The organism is Brevibacillus sp. HB1.1 (assembly GCF_013332445.1).
GTDB classification, from domain to species: Bacteria; Bacillota; Bacilli; order Brevibacillales; family Brevibacillaceae; genus Brevibacillus; species Brevibacillus porteri.
Window position 1 is genome coordinate 380,056 of sequence record NZ_JABMIV010000003.1, and the last position, 14,648, is coordinate 394,703.

Below are 14,648 nucleotides of genomic sequence, written 5' to 3' on the forward strand. Positions count from 1 at the left end.
ATAGTTCATTAAGAACAGGTTTAGTAGGAGTTTATTTCTTCCGACTACGATAGATTCAGAGGGTTGATCCCCCATCGTAGACAAGGAGATGATCGTATGAAGAAAACGAAAAAGCACCTCTCACTACTTTTACTCGCGTCGATGCTTGGAACAGGGGGAGCGGTTCCTTTCAACGTTCTGAACATGGATACAGTAGCGAGAGCAGCCTCTCATGATAAGCAGGATGACAGAGAAGCTGTCGAGGTGACGAGCATCAAGTCTCTGAACTCAATTACACTCGAAATCACCTTTGCAGAGCCACTTAGCTCAACAGAAGTCGAACTAAACAACGCGCTAAAAAACTTCGAATTCGATAACGACCTGACCATTCGAAATGTTCCACAACGAAAAACAGGATTCGAATCTACCTACATCGTACCTACTACTCCGCAAGAGGAAGGCACAACGTATACCTTCACTTACAAAGGCGAGGAAATGGGCACCTTTGAGGCAAGCGATGAAAAAATTAACATGCGAGAAGCGCGTCAAGTGTCCAATGATACGATTGAGATCGAGTCTCGTCTAGGTGACCGCGTAACCGATTACGGAAATGTGATCGAAGCATATGCAGGCAAACGAGGCGGCCTTGATTTTGAATTGGATGAGGACAACCGTTACAGAGGGAGAGAATACCAAATCATCTCATCCTTGCGCGGTACACAAGTAACCTTGACACCACGAAACGGTGAGCCGATCGTTGCCACATACGTTCCGTTTACCCAAAATACAGATGGAGTTCAAGAACCGAAATTCCGCCTACCAGCGGGAGAAGAATTGGAGCCAGGTGTAACTTACACAGTCTCTTCGGATTGGGCTGATTTCCGTGACGCTACCTTCACAGCGAGAGATGTTGATCCACTTACCATCCAGTCTGTAAAAGCAAAGAATGAAACCACACTCGACGTAACACTGCGCCGCGATCCGCGCGAAGAGATTTTTCCACTCCGCCGCATCACATTGACAGCTCCAGATGGAACAGAACTGGTTGCCCAATATAAATTTACGACGCGCAATGGGACAACGGGAACGTTTGAAATTATGGATGGAAAAGAGCTGGAGTCGAATGTAACCTATCAGGTGGAGCCAGTAGGAGAATGGGCTACAGCGCGAAACGTGTCTGTTACAACGGATGCCCAACCAGATGAAAACGCAGAAGTACAGAGCATCAAGTCGCTCAATCCGATCACATTGGAAGTCACCTTGTCCGCTCCACTCGTGGCGGAAGATTTGGTATTGGCAAAAGCTCAGGAAAATTTCCAATTCGATAACGGTTTGACGATTCGCAATATCCCGCAGTTAAAGACAGGCACAATAGCTACTTACTATGTTCCAACGACGCCTCAAACTTCTAACATGACGTACACGTTGACATATAAGGACGAAATGGCTGGTACTTTTGAAACGAACAGTGACTTGATTGATATGGTTGAAGCACGTCAGGTAGCGTACGATACGATTGAGATTGAATCAAGCCTGCGCGCTGGCGTAACAGACTATGAAAATGTGATTGCGTCTTATGTCGGCAAGCGCAATGGTCTAGACTTTGTGTTAGATCAAAACAATCAATATCGGGGAAAGAACTATGAAATCATTCCATCGCTGAGAACGGCACAAGTGTACATCACGCCAGAAGGTGGCGAGCCAATCGTTGCGACGTACGTTCCATTTACACAAGCGACAGATGGTCGTCAGGAACCAAAATTTCGTTTGCCAGCAGGTGAGACACTGATTCCAGGCGTAGAGTATACCGTTACAACGGATTGGGCTGATATCAAAGATTCCAAGTTTACAGCGAAAGCGATCAACCCACTGACGATTCGCTCCGTAAATGAAGTAAACCCAACTACGCTGGAAGTAAGATTGAGCAATGATCCGCGGGATGAACTGTTTGCTTCCCGTCAAATCAAATTAACAGCACCGGATGGAACGGAGCTGGTTGCTCAATACAAAGTAACAACACGCAAAGGCTCTACCGGAATCTTCGAAATGATGAACGGCGGCAAGCTAGAACCAAATACCATGTATTCCGTTACGCCTGTAGGGCAATGGGCAGGTCTTACCTTCACGACAAAGTAACAACGAACAAAACCTCTAACAGGCAATCTAAGCTCGGTGTTTAACCGGGCTTAGACCTTTATCACAATGACGAACCGAGGAGGAATGTACCAGATGTATCGACTCATTCTCACTGCGATCCCATTCGGCATGCTGTTGACTGGCTGCATGGATGAACCGACAACAACAGCCCCGACAGTCACGACAGCACAGCAACAACAGCAGCAATCAACACAAACACCTACACCACCGCCGCCGCAACAGTCCCAAACAAGTAAAAAGCCGTCTCTGTCTAAAGAGGAAATAAAAGCATGGAACAATAAAATGCTTGCAGCCGCAGCTGAGGGCAAAACCGATGAAGTCAAGGCTAGCTTGGCAGCAGGGGCTGAGATAAACGCACAGGATGATCGTGGAAGAACAGCGGCGATGGCGGCTACACACGGCAACCATGTGGAAACCGTGAAGGTCCTCATTGAAGCAGGAGCTGACATCAACATTCAGGATGACCGGCAAGATAATCCGTTCTTGTATGCGGGAGCAGAAGGATACCTAGAAATCTTGAAGCTGGTTATCGATGCAATTCCAGATACGAAGATTTACAACCGCTTTGGAGGTACTCCTTTGATTCCAGCGGCAGAACATGGGTATGTAGAAGTAGCAAAGGAACTTCTTACCCGGACGGATGTAGACGTCAACCATGTGAACAATCCGGGATGGACAGCATTGATGGAAGCCATCGTATTGAATGATGGTGGAAAAAAACAACAAGAGATGGTTCAACTGTTAATCGACCACGGTGCTGATGTGAACATCCCGGATAGCGAAGGAAAAACGCCACTGTATCGTGCAAAAGAACGTGGCTATGACGAGATTGTACAAATCCTGCAAAAAGCTGGAGCACGCTAATTTGCGGAAGTAAGCATACATTCATACTTCGAGCGCGATGGAAATAATCCTCGACTAGAATAAGTCGTAGCAAGAGTGATTCTAGTCAAAGGAGGCTATGTTCATGACTAGCCATACGACCATCCAACCGAAGATTTTGTATTACGGAACTCCCGTCGTCCTGTTGACGACTGAAAATGAAGATGGAACAACGAATATCAGCCCCATTTCATCGTCATGGGCGTTGGGGAATTATGTTATTCTGGGACTCGGGTTTGGTTCGCATGGATTGGAAAATTTGCGTCAGCGGCCCGAGTGTGTTATCAATTTGCCAGATGCCTCCATGTGGCAGCAAGTGGAAGCGCTGGCTCCGCTAACAGGCCGCAATCCCGTACCCGCTTATAAAAAAGAACTGGGCTTCCGCTATGAAGCAGATAAGTTTCAGGCAGCCAAGCTGACTCCTGTTGACTCTGATATCGTTCGTCCAAAGCGAGTGGGAGAATGCCCGCTTCAACTCGAAGCAATTGTCCGCACAATCCGTTTTCCGGAATATGCCGACATGTTTGCGATTGTGGAGACAGAAGTACGTCACGTCCATGCAGACAAACAGATTGTCCAAAGTGCTCATCACGTGAACCCTCAAGCATGGAATCCGCTGATCTACAACTTCCGCCATTATTTTGGTCTGAGTGATCAGTTGGGAAAAACATATCGTTCGGAAACGTAGAACGTCAAAAACGCCAAGCATTTGGCGTTTTTTTATTTCTGTAGGAAAATATGGTATATTAGGTATTGCCTTATAAAGTTAGCTAACACCTAAAAGTCGAGGGGTGAAAAGATGCTTGTCTGGATGTTGCGAAAAGTAATGGCAGAAAGAGGAGTTTGGACGGGAGCCGCTTTAGCGAGGTTGTTGAAAGAAAAAGCAAATTACAGTCTGTCTCCAGCCTCCATCAGTGCTTTACTAACCAGTCAACCCAAACAAATGAAAGCCGAGACACTTGATGCACTCTGTACAGCTCTGGAGTGTACACCAAATGACTTGTGGGCATATACACCGCCTAATAGAGTGAAGGGAGCATAAGAAGATGGCAGTGAAACAGATTTTGCCTTTTGGAGACCCGATCTTGCGCAAAGTAGCCAAGCCAGTGGATGACCTGAATGCAAGAACATTCAAGCTACTGGATGAGATGGCTGAAACCTTATATGCCACGGACGGCCGTGCTGGCCTTGCCGCACCTCAAGTAGGAATTCTTCGCAGAGTGATTGTCATGGATTGTGGAGATGGATTAATGGAGCTCATTAATCCGGAAATCATAGAAAAAAGTGGCGAACAAATCGGAATGGAAGCTTGCTTATCTTTTCCGGGTTACTATGGCAACGTAAAGAGAGCCGACCATGTAAAGGTAAAGACGTTGAACAGACAAGGTGAGGAAATGATCCTTGCAGCAGATGGATTCCTTGCTGTTTGTATGCAGCATGAAATCGACCATTTAGACGGAATTTTATTTGTGGATCATGTTCAGGATAAATGGCTGTACCATGAAAAAACAAGACAAAAAATCGATTTGCTGGATGTGATCCGCTTAACAAAAAAGGCCTAACAAAAAGGCGTACCGTCTCCATTCGGGAAATATGAATAGTAGAAGGCCGTTTGTTCCGGATATCTTTTTACGTGAACCTAAATGGTATCATCTGAAGAGCGGCATTATTACGTGGAGGAACACACATGGAACAACTACTGATAGGTAGCTTTCTTTCTGCCATGGCTACTGGAGTGGGCGCCTTGCCTATCCTTTTTTTCAAGTCGGTATCCCATCGATGGCGGGATATATTGCTGGCGTTTACGGCTGGAATTATGGTGGCTGCCTCGACATTCAGTCTGATCCCACAGGCACTTCATAGCGCGCCATTTATTATCGTTTGTTTGGGAGTACTTACCGGAACATTGCTGCTTACGGTGTTGGAAAGCATTGTCCCACATATCGATCTGGAGCATACGAGAATCAACATTTCGATGGATTCGCAATCGCTGCTGATTTTGTCCGCGATTACCTTGCACAATATTCCGGAGGGCTTGTCCGTTGGCGTGAGTTATTCGAGTGAACAGTCGGGCTTGGGTGGCCTGATTTCTTTTGCAATCGGTCTGCAAAATGCACCAGAAGGCTTCCTGGTCGCTCTCTTCCTGATCAATCAAAGGGTTAGTCGTCTCAAGGCGTTTATTTTGGCTACGATGACCGGAGCAGTCGAAATCGTCTCTGGGATCTGTGGCTATTACCTGACCTCTGTGGTACAAGGGCTGGTGCCATATGGGCTTTCCTTTGCCGCAGGCGCGATGTTATTTATCGTTTACAAGGAGCTCATCCCCGAAAGCCATGGAGATGGTCATGCTCGTTCCGCGACTTTTTCGTTCATTCTAGGACTTTTGGTCATGATTGGACTAGTTCAGTCGTTTGGATGAGCGGTTTTTTTCAAAAAGCCTCACAAGTGAGAGCAAAAATTCCGAAACCATATATAGATAGATTTCGATTATGGAAGTAGGGAGTGTCACGATGGAAAAGTCTACCTTGATAGGTATAGTTTTAGGTATTATCGCAGTAGTGGTCGGAATGATCTTGAAGCATGCGAGTCCGATGGCATTACTGAATCCAGCAGCGTTTATGATCATCATCGTAGGTACAGTTGCTGCTATCTGTAACGCATTTCCTATGTCGGAAATCAAACGTATTCCTGCTCTTTTCAAGATAATTTTTAAAGAAGAAAAGCTCCCTGAAAAAAAAGAATTGATCGGTCAGTTTATGAACTGGGCTTCCATCGCTCGTCGCGAAGGATTGCTTGCACTGGAAAACACTTCTGATGAGATTGAAGATCCATTTCTGCGTAACGGCATGAAGATGATCATTGATGGTGGGGAACCGGATTTTGTTCGCGATGTTCTGAATGAAGAAATTCACGCCATTGAAGAGCGCCATCAGGCAGGGGCACTCGTCTTTAGCCAAGCGGGAAGCTACGCTCCGACTCTCGGGGTATTGGGTGCCGTTGTCGGTCTGATTGCCGCCTTGGGTAACTTGAGTGACATCGATGCATTGGGTATATCGATTGCGGCGGCGTTCGTAGCTACCTTGCTCGGTATTTTCACGGGTTACGTATTATGGCACCCGTTCGCAACCAAGCTCAAACGGAAATCAAAGGCAGAAATCGAAATCAAAAAAATCATGGTCGAAGGATTGCTTTCCATTCAAGCGGGTGTATCTCCGACTGCGATTGAACAAAAGCTGCTGGTATACATCCCATACCAAGAGCGTGCAGAAATGAAAGAAGAAATGAAGGAAGAGAAGAGGGAGGAAGGAGCTGCGGTAAATGGCTAAGCGACCAAAGAGACATGCTCATCATGAAGAGCATATGGACGAGTCTTGGCTAATTCCATACGCGGACTTGCTCACCCTTCTGCTCGCTTTGTTTATCGTGTTGTTCGCCTCTAGCGAGATGGATGCGAAGAAGTTCGACCAAATGGTTCGGTCCTTCAACGTTGCAATCAACGGCGGTGTGGGTGTCATGAACTACCCGAGTCCGGTGCCGCTAGACCCGGAACTTCAGCAGCAGACCTTGCACAAAGGCGCACAGGAAGCAGAAAAACAGAAGACAGAAGAAGAGAAGCGTCTGGAAGAAGCGGTCCGCAAAGAAACAGAGGACTTGAAAAAGCTGCAAACAAAGCTGGACGGATACATTCAGCAAAACAAGCTGCAGGACAAGCTCCAGACCAAGCTGACCGAAGAAGGACTGCTGATCACCATTTTGGACAATGCGCTGTTTGACTCCGGTAAAGCTGATCTGAAACCGGAAGCGAGAAAGCTTGCCTCTGAAATGGCAGCGATGCTGGTGCCTCACCCGAAAAAAGTGACCGTAACTGGTCATACGGACAATGTGCCGATTCGCCGTGCAGAGTTCCCATCCAACTGGGATCTCAGTGCCAAACGTTCGGTGAACTTCTTGAAGGTGCTTCTGGAAAACAAGAACCTAGACCCGACGAAGTTCAGCGCAACTGGCTTGGGAGAATACCATCCGGTAGCGCCGAATACAACGGCAGAAGGCAGAGCGAAAAACAGACGGGTAGAGGTAGCGATCCTGCGTGATCTGGCTTCTCCTCCGAAAAATAGTGTGAATCCGTAATAACAAAAAGGATAGCGCCCGAGGTGCTATCCTTTTTGTTTTTAGTGTCGGTTGTGGAGGGGAAGAAGCCCATTTCCAGTCTACGCTTCAGCCTACGCCCCGCAAGGGGTTAGACTGTCCGCTGAGAAATGAATGTCGGGAGCGCTTCAAAAGTAGAGTTTCGAAGATGTAATCTCAGAGGTTGAAGCTGAAAACCCCCGCCATTCATTTCTCAGCTAAGTAGGGCTCCAGAGGCGCTAGGACTGGAAATGTGCTTCTTCCCACGTGGCTATTGTCTTCATCTTGAAAGTAGCATTCATGTGGTCTTTTTCTTTTTTATAAAACGAAGGTGGAATCCAGAACAGCTCGCAGAGGAAACAGGAGAAAACAGCGAAGATCTTTGGACACACCTACCGAGGCGCAGTGAAAAAAAGAGAAACTGCCTTTAGCGTCCACCTCTGAGAAGCCTCCTGAACAGTCGACTTTGGACGCGGTTTCTCTTTTTTTCACGGAGCCGGGCCCCCAGCTTCCCCGCAGGTGTTCCAAGAATCTGAGCGTTTTCTCCTGTTTCCTCCCCACCACAGCAGCTAGTCAGAAGACGCCTCCCCTAACGCCAGCTTCAATTGCCCCATCCGCATTTCGCCCCACTCATACATCATTTCCACAATGGGCAACAAAGTCATCCCCAGCTCCGTCATAGAATACTCCACGCGCGGTGGAACCTCAGGGTATACTTCCCGGTGAACAATCCCGTCTTCGATTAACTCTTTTAACTGATTCGTCAGCATTTTATGTGTGATTTTTGGAAACAGCCGTTGCAGCTCGCTAAAGCGATGCGGGCCTTCTACCCCTAAATGCCACAGGATCACGACTTTCCATTTTCCGCTGAACATAGACAAGGTCAGCTCCTTGGAACAGGTGAAATCACCGTTTTTTATTTTTTCCAAGGTTTCTTTTCGCAAGTCGGACATAGTTTTCTCCTCACAATTCTATCTTCGGTGCACTGGCTTAAGCAAAAAAGTACATTTTTATGTTGCTCCACGATTGCATCCATAATAAGCCTTGTTGAAGCCATTCAATTATACCGCATTGCATTGAAATAGGAGTGTTTTCAAATGATTTATGGACATTTCAGGTTGCGAGTAGGTACAGGCAACCTGAAATGTCGTCCCTTCACATGGGCAAAAGAAAGCTATTTTTAAAACAAACGAATAAATTCCATTAACTGTAAGACATACTCTAAAAAAGGAGGAAGCAAGTATGGAAATTCGTACTGGATCTTTGAGTTTTCCTAGTATAAAAGGAATAGGGCCACGAAAAGCAGAGGTAGTTTTTAACTTTAACCAAACTGTAAGTCAGGCTGTTGCCGGATTAATAGGGACTAATTTTGGATTCTCACCTATTGAGATATGTACTGGTTTTACTTGTTTGCGTATAGGTGACCATCATCTAGGGAACGTAAATATTCGTCTGGATACACGGATAGATGATGACGTTGTTATCGTCGAAGGTACATTTGGTGTGCGCGATTGGAGCGATAATTGGGACGATCTATATGAGGGAAGCATACAATTTGTGTTACTGACGGAATTAGAAACGGGAGTTGTTCCTTCGAATCTTTCTATAACAGGAGTGGAACACAACCAAGCCATTCAATTTTTCCGCTCTCAGTTACATCTTGATCCTGCTACAGCACAACCCGACAACTCCATTGGCTTAGTTGCTGGGAAGAATACAGTTTTACGTGTTTATATAGATACACAGTCAGATCCAACACGTCCGGTGATTGGAAGGATTTCGGGTTTATTGGAAGTTCGTCTCCCAGGTAGTGGAAACTGGACTCCCATAAGTCCAATAAATGGACCTATTGTACCTAAAACAGACTCTTCCATCAACCGCCGAAATCCTGATGACACGTTGAATTTTTTGATTCCGGGTGCTCTCTGCGTAGGGAATGTTGATTATCGCATTCGGGTATTTGACGTGTTACAACCGAATCAACCGGGCTATTTTAGCGGGAGATTTCAAAACACACTAACGTTTACTGAGGTGTCGCCATTACGGGTAAGAGGGGTTGGTATTCGGTACACTGGTAAGCAACCTAACCTTGCTGCACCCAATGAAATTGCGTTAAGCAGTACGCTCAGTTATGTTCGGAAAGTATATCCATGCCGAGTCTTTATTACAGGCTTTGACATCATTGATTTCGATGGTGACCTAACAGAGAAATCTGGTGATGGGTGTGGTGACGGTTGGAATGACCTACTTGGGAAACTTAGTGAAATGAGGGGAGATACCGGGGATGTTTACTATGGGTTGTTACCTATAGGCGTTCCAACCACTCAATACATTGGGTGTGGGCGCAGTGGAGTAGGAGCTGGTTTTATTTACAATGGTGAAATTGCTGCTCACGAAATAGGCCACGCTTTTGGAAGAATGCACTCTCCCTGCGGCAAGCCCCTGAATATTGATCCAAATTATCCAGTATATGATGCACTTCCTTCAGGGAGCATCGGTGAAATTGGCATTGATGAACTGGGGAATGTACAAGATCCGGCATACACATTTGATTTCATGGGCTATTGCGACCCACGTTGGGTGTCACCCTATACGTATAAGGCATTGCAACAAAAGTTTCCGCCCATTTCTCATACCGAAAATAGACTGGATCTGCCAGAAAAAAAGGGTGCATCGAGTGAACATTTATTTTTAAAGTTTCATGTTTACCGCGGAGGAAAAGTAGAAGTTTTTCCGAGCTTCCACTATCTGTCCCAACCCGCGATTGAATCGGGAGAATGGACTCCATACGCAATTGAGCTACGCGACTGTCATAACAAAGTCTTGCATGCAAAAAGAATATATTTGACGGATCCACACAAGGATCTTGACAGTGCCCGATTGGATTTTTACGTGCCTGTCCCATTTCACCGACATACAGTGCAGATTGTATTTACATGTGGTGCAAGTGGAAGTTGTGAGCAGAAAGAATTGCTCGTAGTGAACGTTCCAAGTGATCCACCTAAAGTACATATTCTTTCGCCACAAGGGGGGAAACAACTTTCCGGAAAAGTACGTGTAGCTTGGAAAACGGAAGCCGGTAACAAAGCAGCTTCTTACCTGCTCCGTTACAGTAACGACGGGGGAAGGAGCTGGAGGGCTGTGGCACCTTCGATGGAAGTAACCGAATACGAAGTGGATCTTGATCGTTTACCTAGCGGAGGTTCTTGCCAGTTTCAGGTACTGGCTACTGAAGGCATTCGAACGGGTATGGCAGTAAGCGAACCATGCAAGGTATATATTAACAATCCAGTTCCTGGAGCGATCGTTTGGCTTGGTCAAGTGATCCACTTCATGGGGGATGCGTTCTCACCTGATATTGGATCCGTACACCCCTCCAAACTTCATTGGTACTCCGATATTGGTGGACTGCTTGGAGTAGGACAAGAGATTTATGTTAGATCATTACAACCAGGATCACACACGATTTCTTTAAAGGTTCTAGATAGGGATAACCAAGAGTGTGCTGCTTCAATCCATATCGTAGTGAAAAATCCAATTATATATGAGCGGTAAGAGGTGTTTTATATTATGGAAATGAAAACAGATTTCATTAGCTTTGGTAGTTATTCTGGTGATGGTCCACGAACTGCTTCAAAACATATCGTATTTGGCAGTAACGTTTTGAAAGCAACTGCTATATTAACCGGTACTGATTTTGGATTTTCTCCAAAAAAAGATCGGCATCTGGGAATGGTTAACATCAAGGTTGATGCGACCACACCTGATAATTCTAATATAGTAACAGTGACGGCAACACTAGGAGTTCGCGACTGGTCTGACTCATGGGATGACAAGTACGAGGGCAATATCTATTTTGCAGTTATTGCAGAACTTGTTTAGCCTGGCCTAGTGACAATCAGGCATGACCTTCTTGACACAGTAAAATGAATCAGTGATAATAGGATTATATCTTAGTAAACAACTCGGAATACTAAAAATAAAAGAGGTGAGTTCTTTGGAACGGATTTTGCAAATACCTAGCGAAACGATTTCGTTGACGGCTACCCTGCATGAACCTACATGCACCACAGGCAAGACCAGAGTGAAATACCCGTTGGTTGTCATTTGCCATGGCTTTATCGGCAGTCGGATTGGAGTGAACCGCTTGTTTGTAAAAGCTGCCAGAGAACTGGCTTCACACGGTTTTGGCGTATTGCGTTTCGATTACGGAGGCTGCGGGGAAAGTGACGGCGTTTATGGTGCAGGTGGTTTGGATGTCCTGCTTGCGCAAACACGTGATGTCCTCGACCATGTTTTCACGCTGGAACAAGTAGATCAGGAGCGCGTGTGCCTGTTAGGGCATAGTTTGGGTGGTGCGGTCAGTGTACTGACAGCGAGCCAGGATAAACGCATACACTCGCTCATCCTATGGGCACCGGTAGCACGACCTTTCGATGATATCGTTCGGATCGTGGGGGAGAAGGAATACAAGGAAGCACTTTCGTATGGCAAAACGGATCATTTGGGCTACGGATTGGAGAAGCGTTTTTTCCAGTCGCTGGGCACGGCTCTTCCGCTGCGTCAAGCCAAGCAGTTTGAGGGAGATGTGTTAATCCTGCACGGTAATCGGGATGACGTCATTGCGGTGGATGCCATGTTCCACTATGAGCGAGAGCTACACCTGCGGAGACGGGGGAGCTGCGAAACAGAAGTAGTAGTCGGCGGAGACCATACCTTTTCCTCGACAGACAGCTACAAACGCTTGATTGCGAGTACGAAGGGCTGGCTGGTAAGATTGCAGGAGAAGGAGACGGTTGCCGTATAAGAAAAAGGGATGACCCAGATGACGGGCTATCCCTTTTTGGCGATATTGTCTTTGATTTCGTTCAGCAGCCCACGGCAACCCGCATTCACCAGGTCATATACATAGGTGAATCGTCCTGTATAATAAGGGTCCTCCACATTTTGTTCCTGGGCAGAATCGGCAAAGTCGAGCAGGCGGTACACCTTTTTCCCTGACGGCGCCATCTGCTTGAGTGCGGACAAATTTTCCTCATCCATGCAGACGATATAGTCGTACGCCGAGAAGTCCTGTGTGATAATTTGGCGAGCACGCAGTGTATCATGCGCAATCCCATTCTCGGTCAACACCTTTTGTGTACCTTTGTGTGGAGGTTCACCAGCGTGCCAACCACCGATCCCCGCTGAATCGATGGAGATTTCCCCTGCCAATCCCTCCGCCTCTACGAGATGTCGAAATACGGCTTCGGCCATGGGCGAGCGACAAATATTGCCCAGACAAACAAACAACACTTTCGTCATACGTACGTTCCTCTCTTCCCTTGTATCATGCTTCTCTTTGTAGAATACCATAAGGTGGTCCTTTGCCGAAGTGTCGCACATTCATTGCCAAACGCGGCGTTTTTTGATATGATAAGGACAGTTACCCCAAGAAAAGAACTGCATATGTACTGAGTTTTCTAGGGTTCCGCGGTCAGTCATCTGGCCGGTCAGGACCGAGAGAAAACCCACGACCACGGTCGTGTACACGGAGGGATAAAAGCCCGGGAGGAATATCTGTGATGGTATTCACCCGAGGCTTTTTTTGCATTCGGAAAAAGCCTGAGCCATCTTGGATGAGTATGTATTTTGGGGAACGATAAAAACGGATACGTCCGTTACCATGAGCGTAAAAGAAAGAGGAGGGAGCCAGAGCATGGGGAAATATTGGTTGATGGTTGTCGTCGCAGCAGTATTTGAAGTCATGTGGGTAGCGGGCTTGAAGCACGCTGATAGCTTTTGGTCGTGGGCATTGACCGTCTTAGCGATTATTATCAGCTTTGGTGTTTTGATCTATTCAGGGAAAAAGCTGCCAACGAGTACGGTTTATGCGATCTTCGTCGGTTTGGGTACGGCCGGTACGGTTATTAGCGAAATGGTCCTGTTTGGAGAACCGTTCAGCTGGACAAAAGTAGGCTTGATCGCGCTTCTTCTGGGGGGAATCCTTGGTTTGAAGCTGGTTACACCGGATCATGAAGAAAAGCCGCGAAAGGAAGGTGAAGTGGCATGACATGGGTAGCCTTAATTTTTGCAGGGTTGTTTGAGGTCGTCGGCGTGATGGGGATTACACAGGTCAACACGAAGCCTTCTTTCCGTTCTTTTACGGTACTAATCGGCGGTTTTTCGATTAGCTTTCTTCTTCTGTCTCTTGCGATGAGAGAAATTCCTATGGGAACGGCCTATGCGGTTTGGACAGGGATTGGTACGGTAGGTAGCGCTCTTGTCGGGATGATGTTTTATGGAGAAGCAAAAGACAAGCTGCGGATCTTGTGCATCGCCGTGGTGATTATAGCAGTAGCAGGATTGAAATTAGTAGCATAAGGTAGCGGTAACAAGGAAAGGCAGATACTCCACTTCGGATGTCTGTCTTTTCTTTGTGTATATGTTCCATTTCTCATAAGAAACACTCCTTACGAATAGGGAATAGTAAAGGAAATCGTCTCGTTCAAGGAGGGAATGGCAACACCATGGGCTCTTTTTGGGCAACGCTAAAAAAGGGAAATATGTCCTCGGCGACAGCGGCTTTGGGGAACACGGGGCTTGCTATCGCAAAAGGCTTTGCGGCTGTCTATAGTGGGAGTGGAGCCATGTTTGCGTCGGCGATGCATTCGGTAGCCGATGCGGTCAACCAGTTCTTCGTTTTCTTTGGCAGCGTACTCGCAGAGAAAAAACCGACACCGAGGTTCCCTACAGGCTTTGGTCGTGTCATTAACATTTTCTGTATGGTCGCGGTGATCGTCGTAACCATCATGGCCTACGAAACCATTATCAAAGGCTTCCATCTCATTTCCGAGCCAGCAGAATCCAGTCATTTTTGGTTGAATTTCATCATTTTGTCTCTGGCAGTCATCGTGGATGGATATGTGCTGGTAAAAGTGATGTTTGAAATCGTTCATGAAGCTAGGGTGGAAGCGAAAGGCTTTGCTGTCATCCCGGCAGCCTTTCGGAATGTAGGACGTGCGGCTCCACCGACACGACTTGTCTTTTACGAAGACATCGTGGCAACCCTCGGTGCGTTATTGGCGCTGATTGCCGTTATCGTCACTACATTTACTTCCTTTGCCTTGCTGGACGGGATTGCCACCATTCTGATTGGGATTCTCATGGTGGGTGTGGCATTCAAGGTAGGGTACGACAACATGGTCGGTTTGATTGGTATTGCAGCTCCCAAAGAAATCGAGGATCGGGTAGCCAAAGTCATTTTTGCTGACCCGGATGTGACGGACATCAACCGGATGCGGATTGTACAGGAAGGGCGTTTTTACCATGTGGAGTGCTATGTAGAGTTGCGGACAGGACTGAGTCTTGCTGTGGCAGACGATATTAAATACCGCATTCGTGACAGCTTGCTCACCGACCCGGATATTAGCGATGTGACGATGGGAATTTTGGAGGACAACGGCGTGGACGACTGGAAGCCACTCATGGGCCAGGAGACCACGTAGACGAACGAGAACGACGAA

16 protein-coding genes and 1 riboswitch are annotated in these 14,648 nt (G+C 46.8%); of the genes, 14 read left to right on the plus strand and 2 right to left on the minus strand.

Translation table 11 applies throughout. From position 1 onward, the window contains the following. Nucleotides 1-96 precede the first annotated feature (96 nt). From HPY27_RS11580 to motB, 8 genes are all read left to right on the plus strand, one after another. Nucleotides 97-2,115: a hypothetical protein gene (locus tag HPY27_RS11580; protein WP_174225047.1), complete on the plus strand. Its 2,019-nt coding sequence runs from the start codon at nucleotides 97-99 to the stop codon at nucleotides 2,113-2,115. 93 nt (nucleotides 2,116-2,208) lie between these two features. Beyond that, on the plus strand, nucleotides 2,209-3,000 hold the full coding sequence (locus HPY27_RS11585) for an ankyrin repeat domain-containing protein (RefSeq protein WP_174225048.1): 792 nt from the start codon (nucleotides 2,209-2,211) through the stop codon (nucleotides 2,998-3,000). A 103-nt stretch (nucleotides 3,001-3,103) separates the two neighbouring features. Next, nucleotides 3,104-3,706 carry a flavin reductase family protein gene (locus HPY27_RS11590; RefSeq protein WP_017249986.1) on the plus strand — a complete coding sequence of 201 codons (603 nt, stop codon included), beginning with the start codon at nucleotides 3,104-3,106 and terminating at the stop codon, nucleotides 3,704-3,706. A 111-nt stretch (nucleotides 3,707-3,817) separates the two neighbouring features. Next, on the plus strand, nucleotides 3,818-4,060 hold the full coding sequence (locus tag HPY27_RS11595) for a helix-turn-helix domain-containing protein (protein WP_007722000.1): 243 nt from the start codon (nucleotides 3,818-3,820) through the stop codon (nucleotides 4,058-4,060). Between the two features lie 4 nt (nucleotides 4,061-4,064). Then, nucleotides 4,065-4,580: a peptide deformylase gene (gene def / locus HPY27_RS11600; RefSeq protein WP_174225049.1), complete on the plus strand. Its 516-nt coding sequence runs from the start codon at nucleotides 4,065-4,067 to the stop codon at nucleotides 4,578-4,580. Nucleotides 4,581-4,705: 125 nt separating this feature from the next. Beyond that, entirely contained in the window at nucleotides 4,706-5,437 is a 732-nt protein-coding gene (locus HPY27_RS11605) for a ZIP family metal transporter (protein WP_017249988.1), read from the plus strand. Between the two features lie 91 nt (nucleotides 5,438-5,528). Then, nucleotides 5,529-6,344 carry a flagellar motor stator protein MotA gene (gene motA / locus HPY27_RS11610; RefSeq protein ID WP_017249989.1) on the plus strand — a complete coding sequence of 272 codons (816 nt, stop codon included), beginning with the start codon at nucleotides 5,529-5,531 and terminating at the stop codon, nucleotides 6,342-6,344. Beyond that, nucleotides 6,337-7,146, plus strand: a complete 810-nt coding sequence (gene motB / locus HPY27_RS11615) for a flagellar motor protein MotB (RefSeq protein WP_017249990.1) — start codon at nucleotides 6,337-6,339, stop codon at nucleotides 7,144-7,146. The genes motA and motB overlap by 8 nt, the downstream gene beginning before the upstream one ends. Before the next feature lie 566 nt (nucleotides 7,147-7,712). Here motB and HPY27_RS11620 read toward each other — a convergent pair. After that, nucleotides 7,713-8,096, minus strand: a complete 384-nt coding sequence (locus HPY27_RS11620; protein ID WP_017249992.1) for a winged helix-turn-helix transcriptional regulator — start codon at nucleotides 8,094-8,096, stop codon at nucleotides 7,713-7,715. A 289-nt stretch (nucleotides 8,097-8,385) separates the two neighbouring features. Here HPY27_RS11620 and HPY27_RS11625 point away from each other — a divergent pair, with 289 nt between their 5' ends. From HPY27_RS11625 to HPY27_RS11635, 3 genes are all read left to right on the plus strand, one after another. Then, nucleotides 8,386-10,698, plus strand: coding sequence for a hypothetical protein (locus tag HPY27_RS11625; protein ID WP_174225050.1), 2,313 nt, complete (start codon nucleotides 8,386-8,388; stop codon nucleotides 10,696-10,698). Between the two features lie 15 nt (nucleotides 10,699-10,713). After that, entirely contained in the window at nucleotides 10,714-11,025 is a 312-nt protein-coding gene (locus tag HPY27_RS11630; RefSeq protein ID WP_173622719.1) for a hypothetical protein, read from the plus strand. Between the two features lie 106 nt (nucleotides 11,026-11,131). Continuing rightward, nucleotides 11,132-11,950, plus strand: a complete 819-nt coding sequence (locus HPY27_RS11635) for an alpha/beta hydrolase family protein (protein ID WP_174225051.1) — start codon at nucleotides 11,132-11,134, stop codon at nucleotides 11,948-11,950. A 26-nt stretch (nucleotides 11,951-11,976) separates the two neighbouring features. Here HPY27_RS11635 and HPY27_RS11640 read toward each other — a convergent pair whose 3' ends face one another. Beyond that, nucleotides 11,977-12,447 carry a low molecular weight protein-tyrosine-phosphatase gene (locus HPY27_RS11640; protein ID WP_174225052.1) on the minus strand — a complete coding sequence of 157 codons (471 nt, stop codon included), beginning with the start codon at nucleotides 12,445-12,447 and terminating at the stop codon, nucleotides 11,977-11,979. A 147-nt stretch (nucleotides 12,448-12,594) separates the two neighbouring features. Further along, nucleotides 12,595-12,698: riboswitch (guanidine-I (ykkC/yxkD leader) on the plus strand. Between the two features lie 143 nt (nucleotides 12,699-12,841). Here HPY27_RS11640 and HPY27_RS11645 point away from each other — a divergent pair. From HPY27_RS11645 to HPY27_RS11655, 3 genes are all read left to right on the plus strand, one after another. Next, entirely contained in the window at nucleotides 12,842-13,195 is a 354-nt protein-coding gene (locus tag HPY27_RS11645; protein WP_017249995.1) for a DMT family transporter, read from the plus strand. Further along, nucleotides 13,192-13,506 carry a DMT family transporter gene (locus HPY27_RS11650; RefSeq protein WP_017249996.1) on the plus strand — a complete coding sequence of 105 codons (315 nt, stop codon included), beginning with the start codon at nucleotides 13,192-13,194 and terminating at the stop codon, nucleotides 13,504-13,506. The genes HPY27_RS11645 and HPY27_RS11650 overlap by 4 nt, the downstream gene beginning before the upstream one ends. 146 nt (nucleotides 13,507-13,652) lie before the next feature. Continuing rightward, nucleotides 13,653-14,630, plus strand: a complete 978-nt coding sequence (locus tag HPY27_RS11655; protein ID WP_017249997.1) for a cation diffusion facilitator family transporter — start codon at nucleotides 13,653-13,655, stop codon at nucleotides 14,628-14,630. The last annotated feature ends 18 nt before the right edge of the window (nucleotides 14,631-14,648 follow it).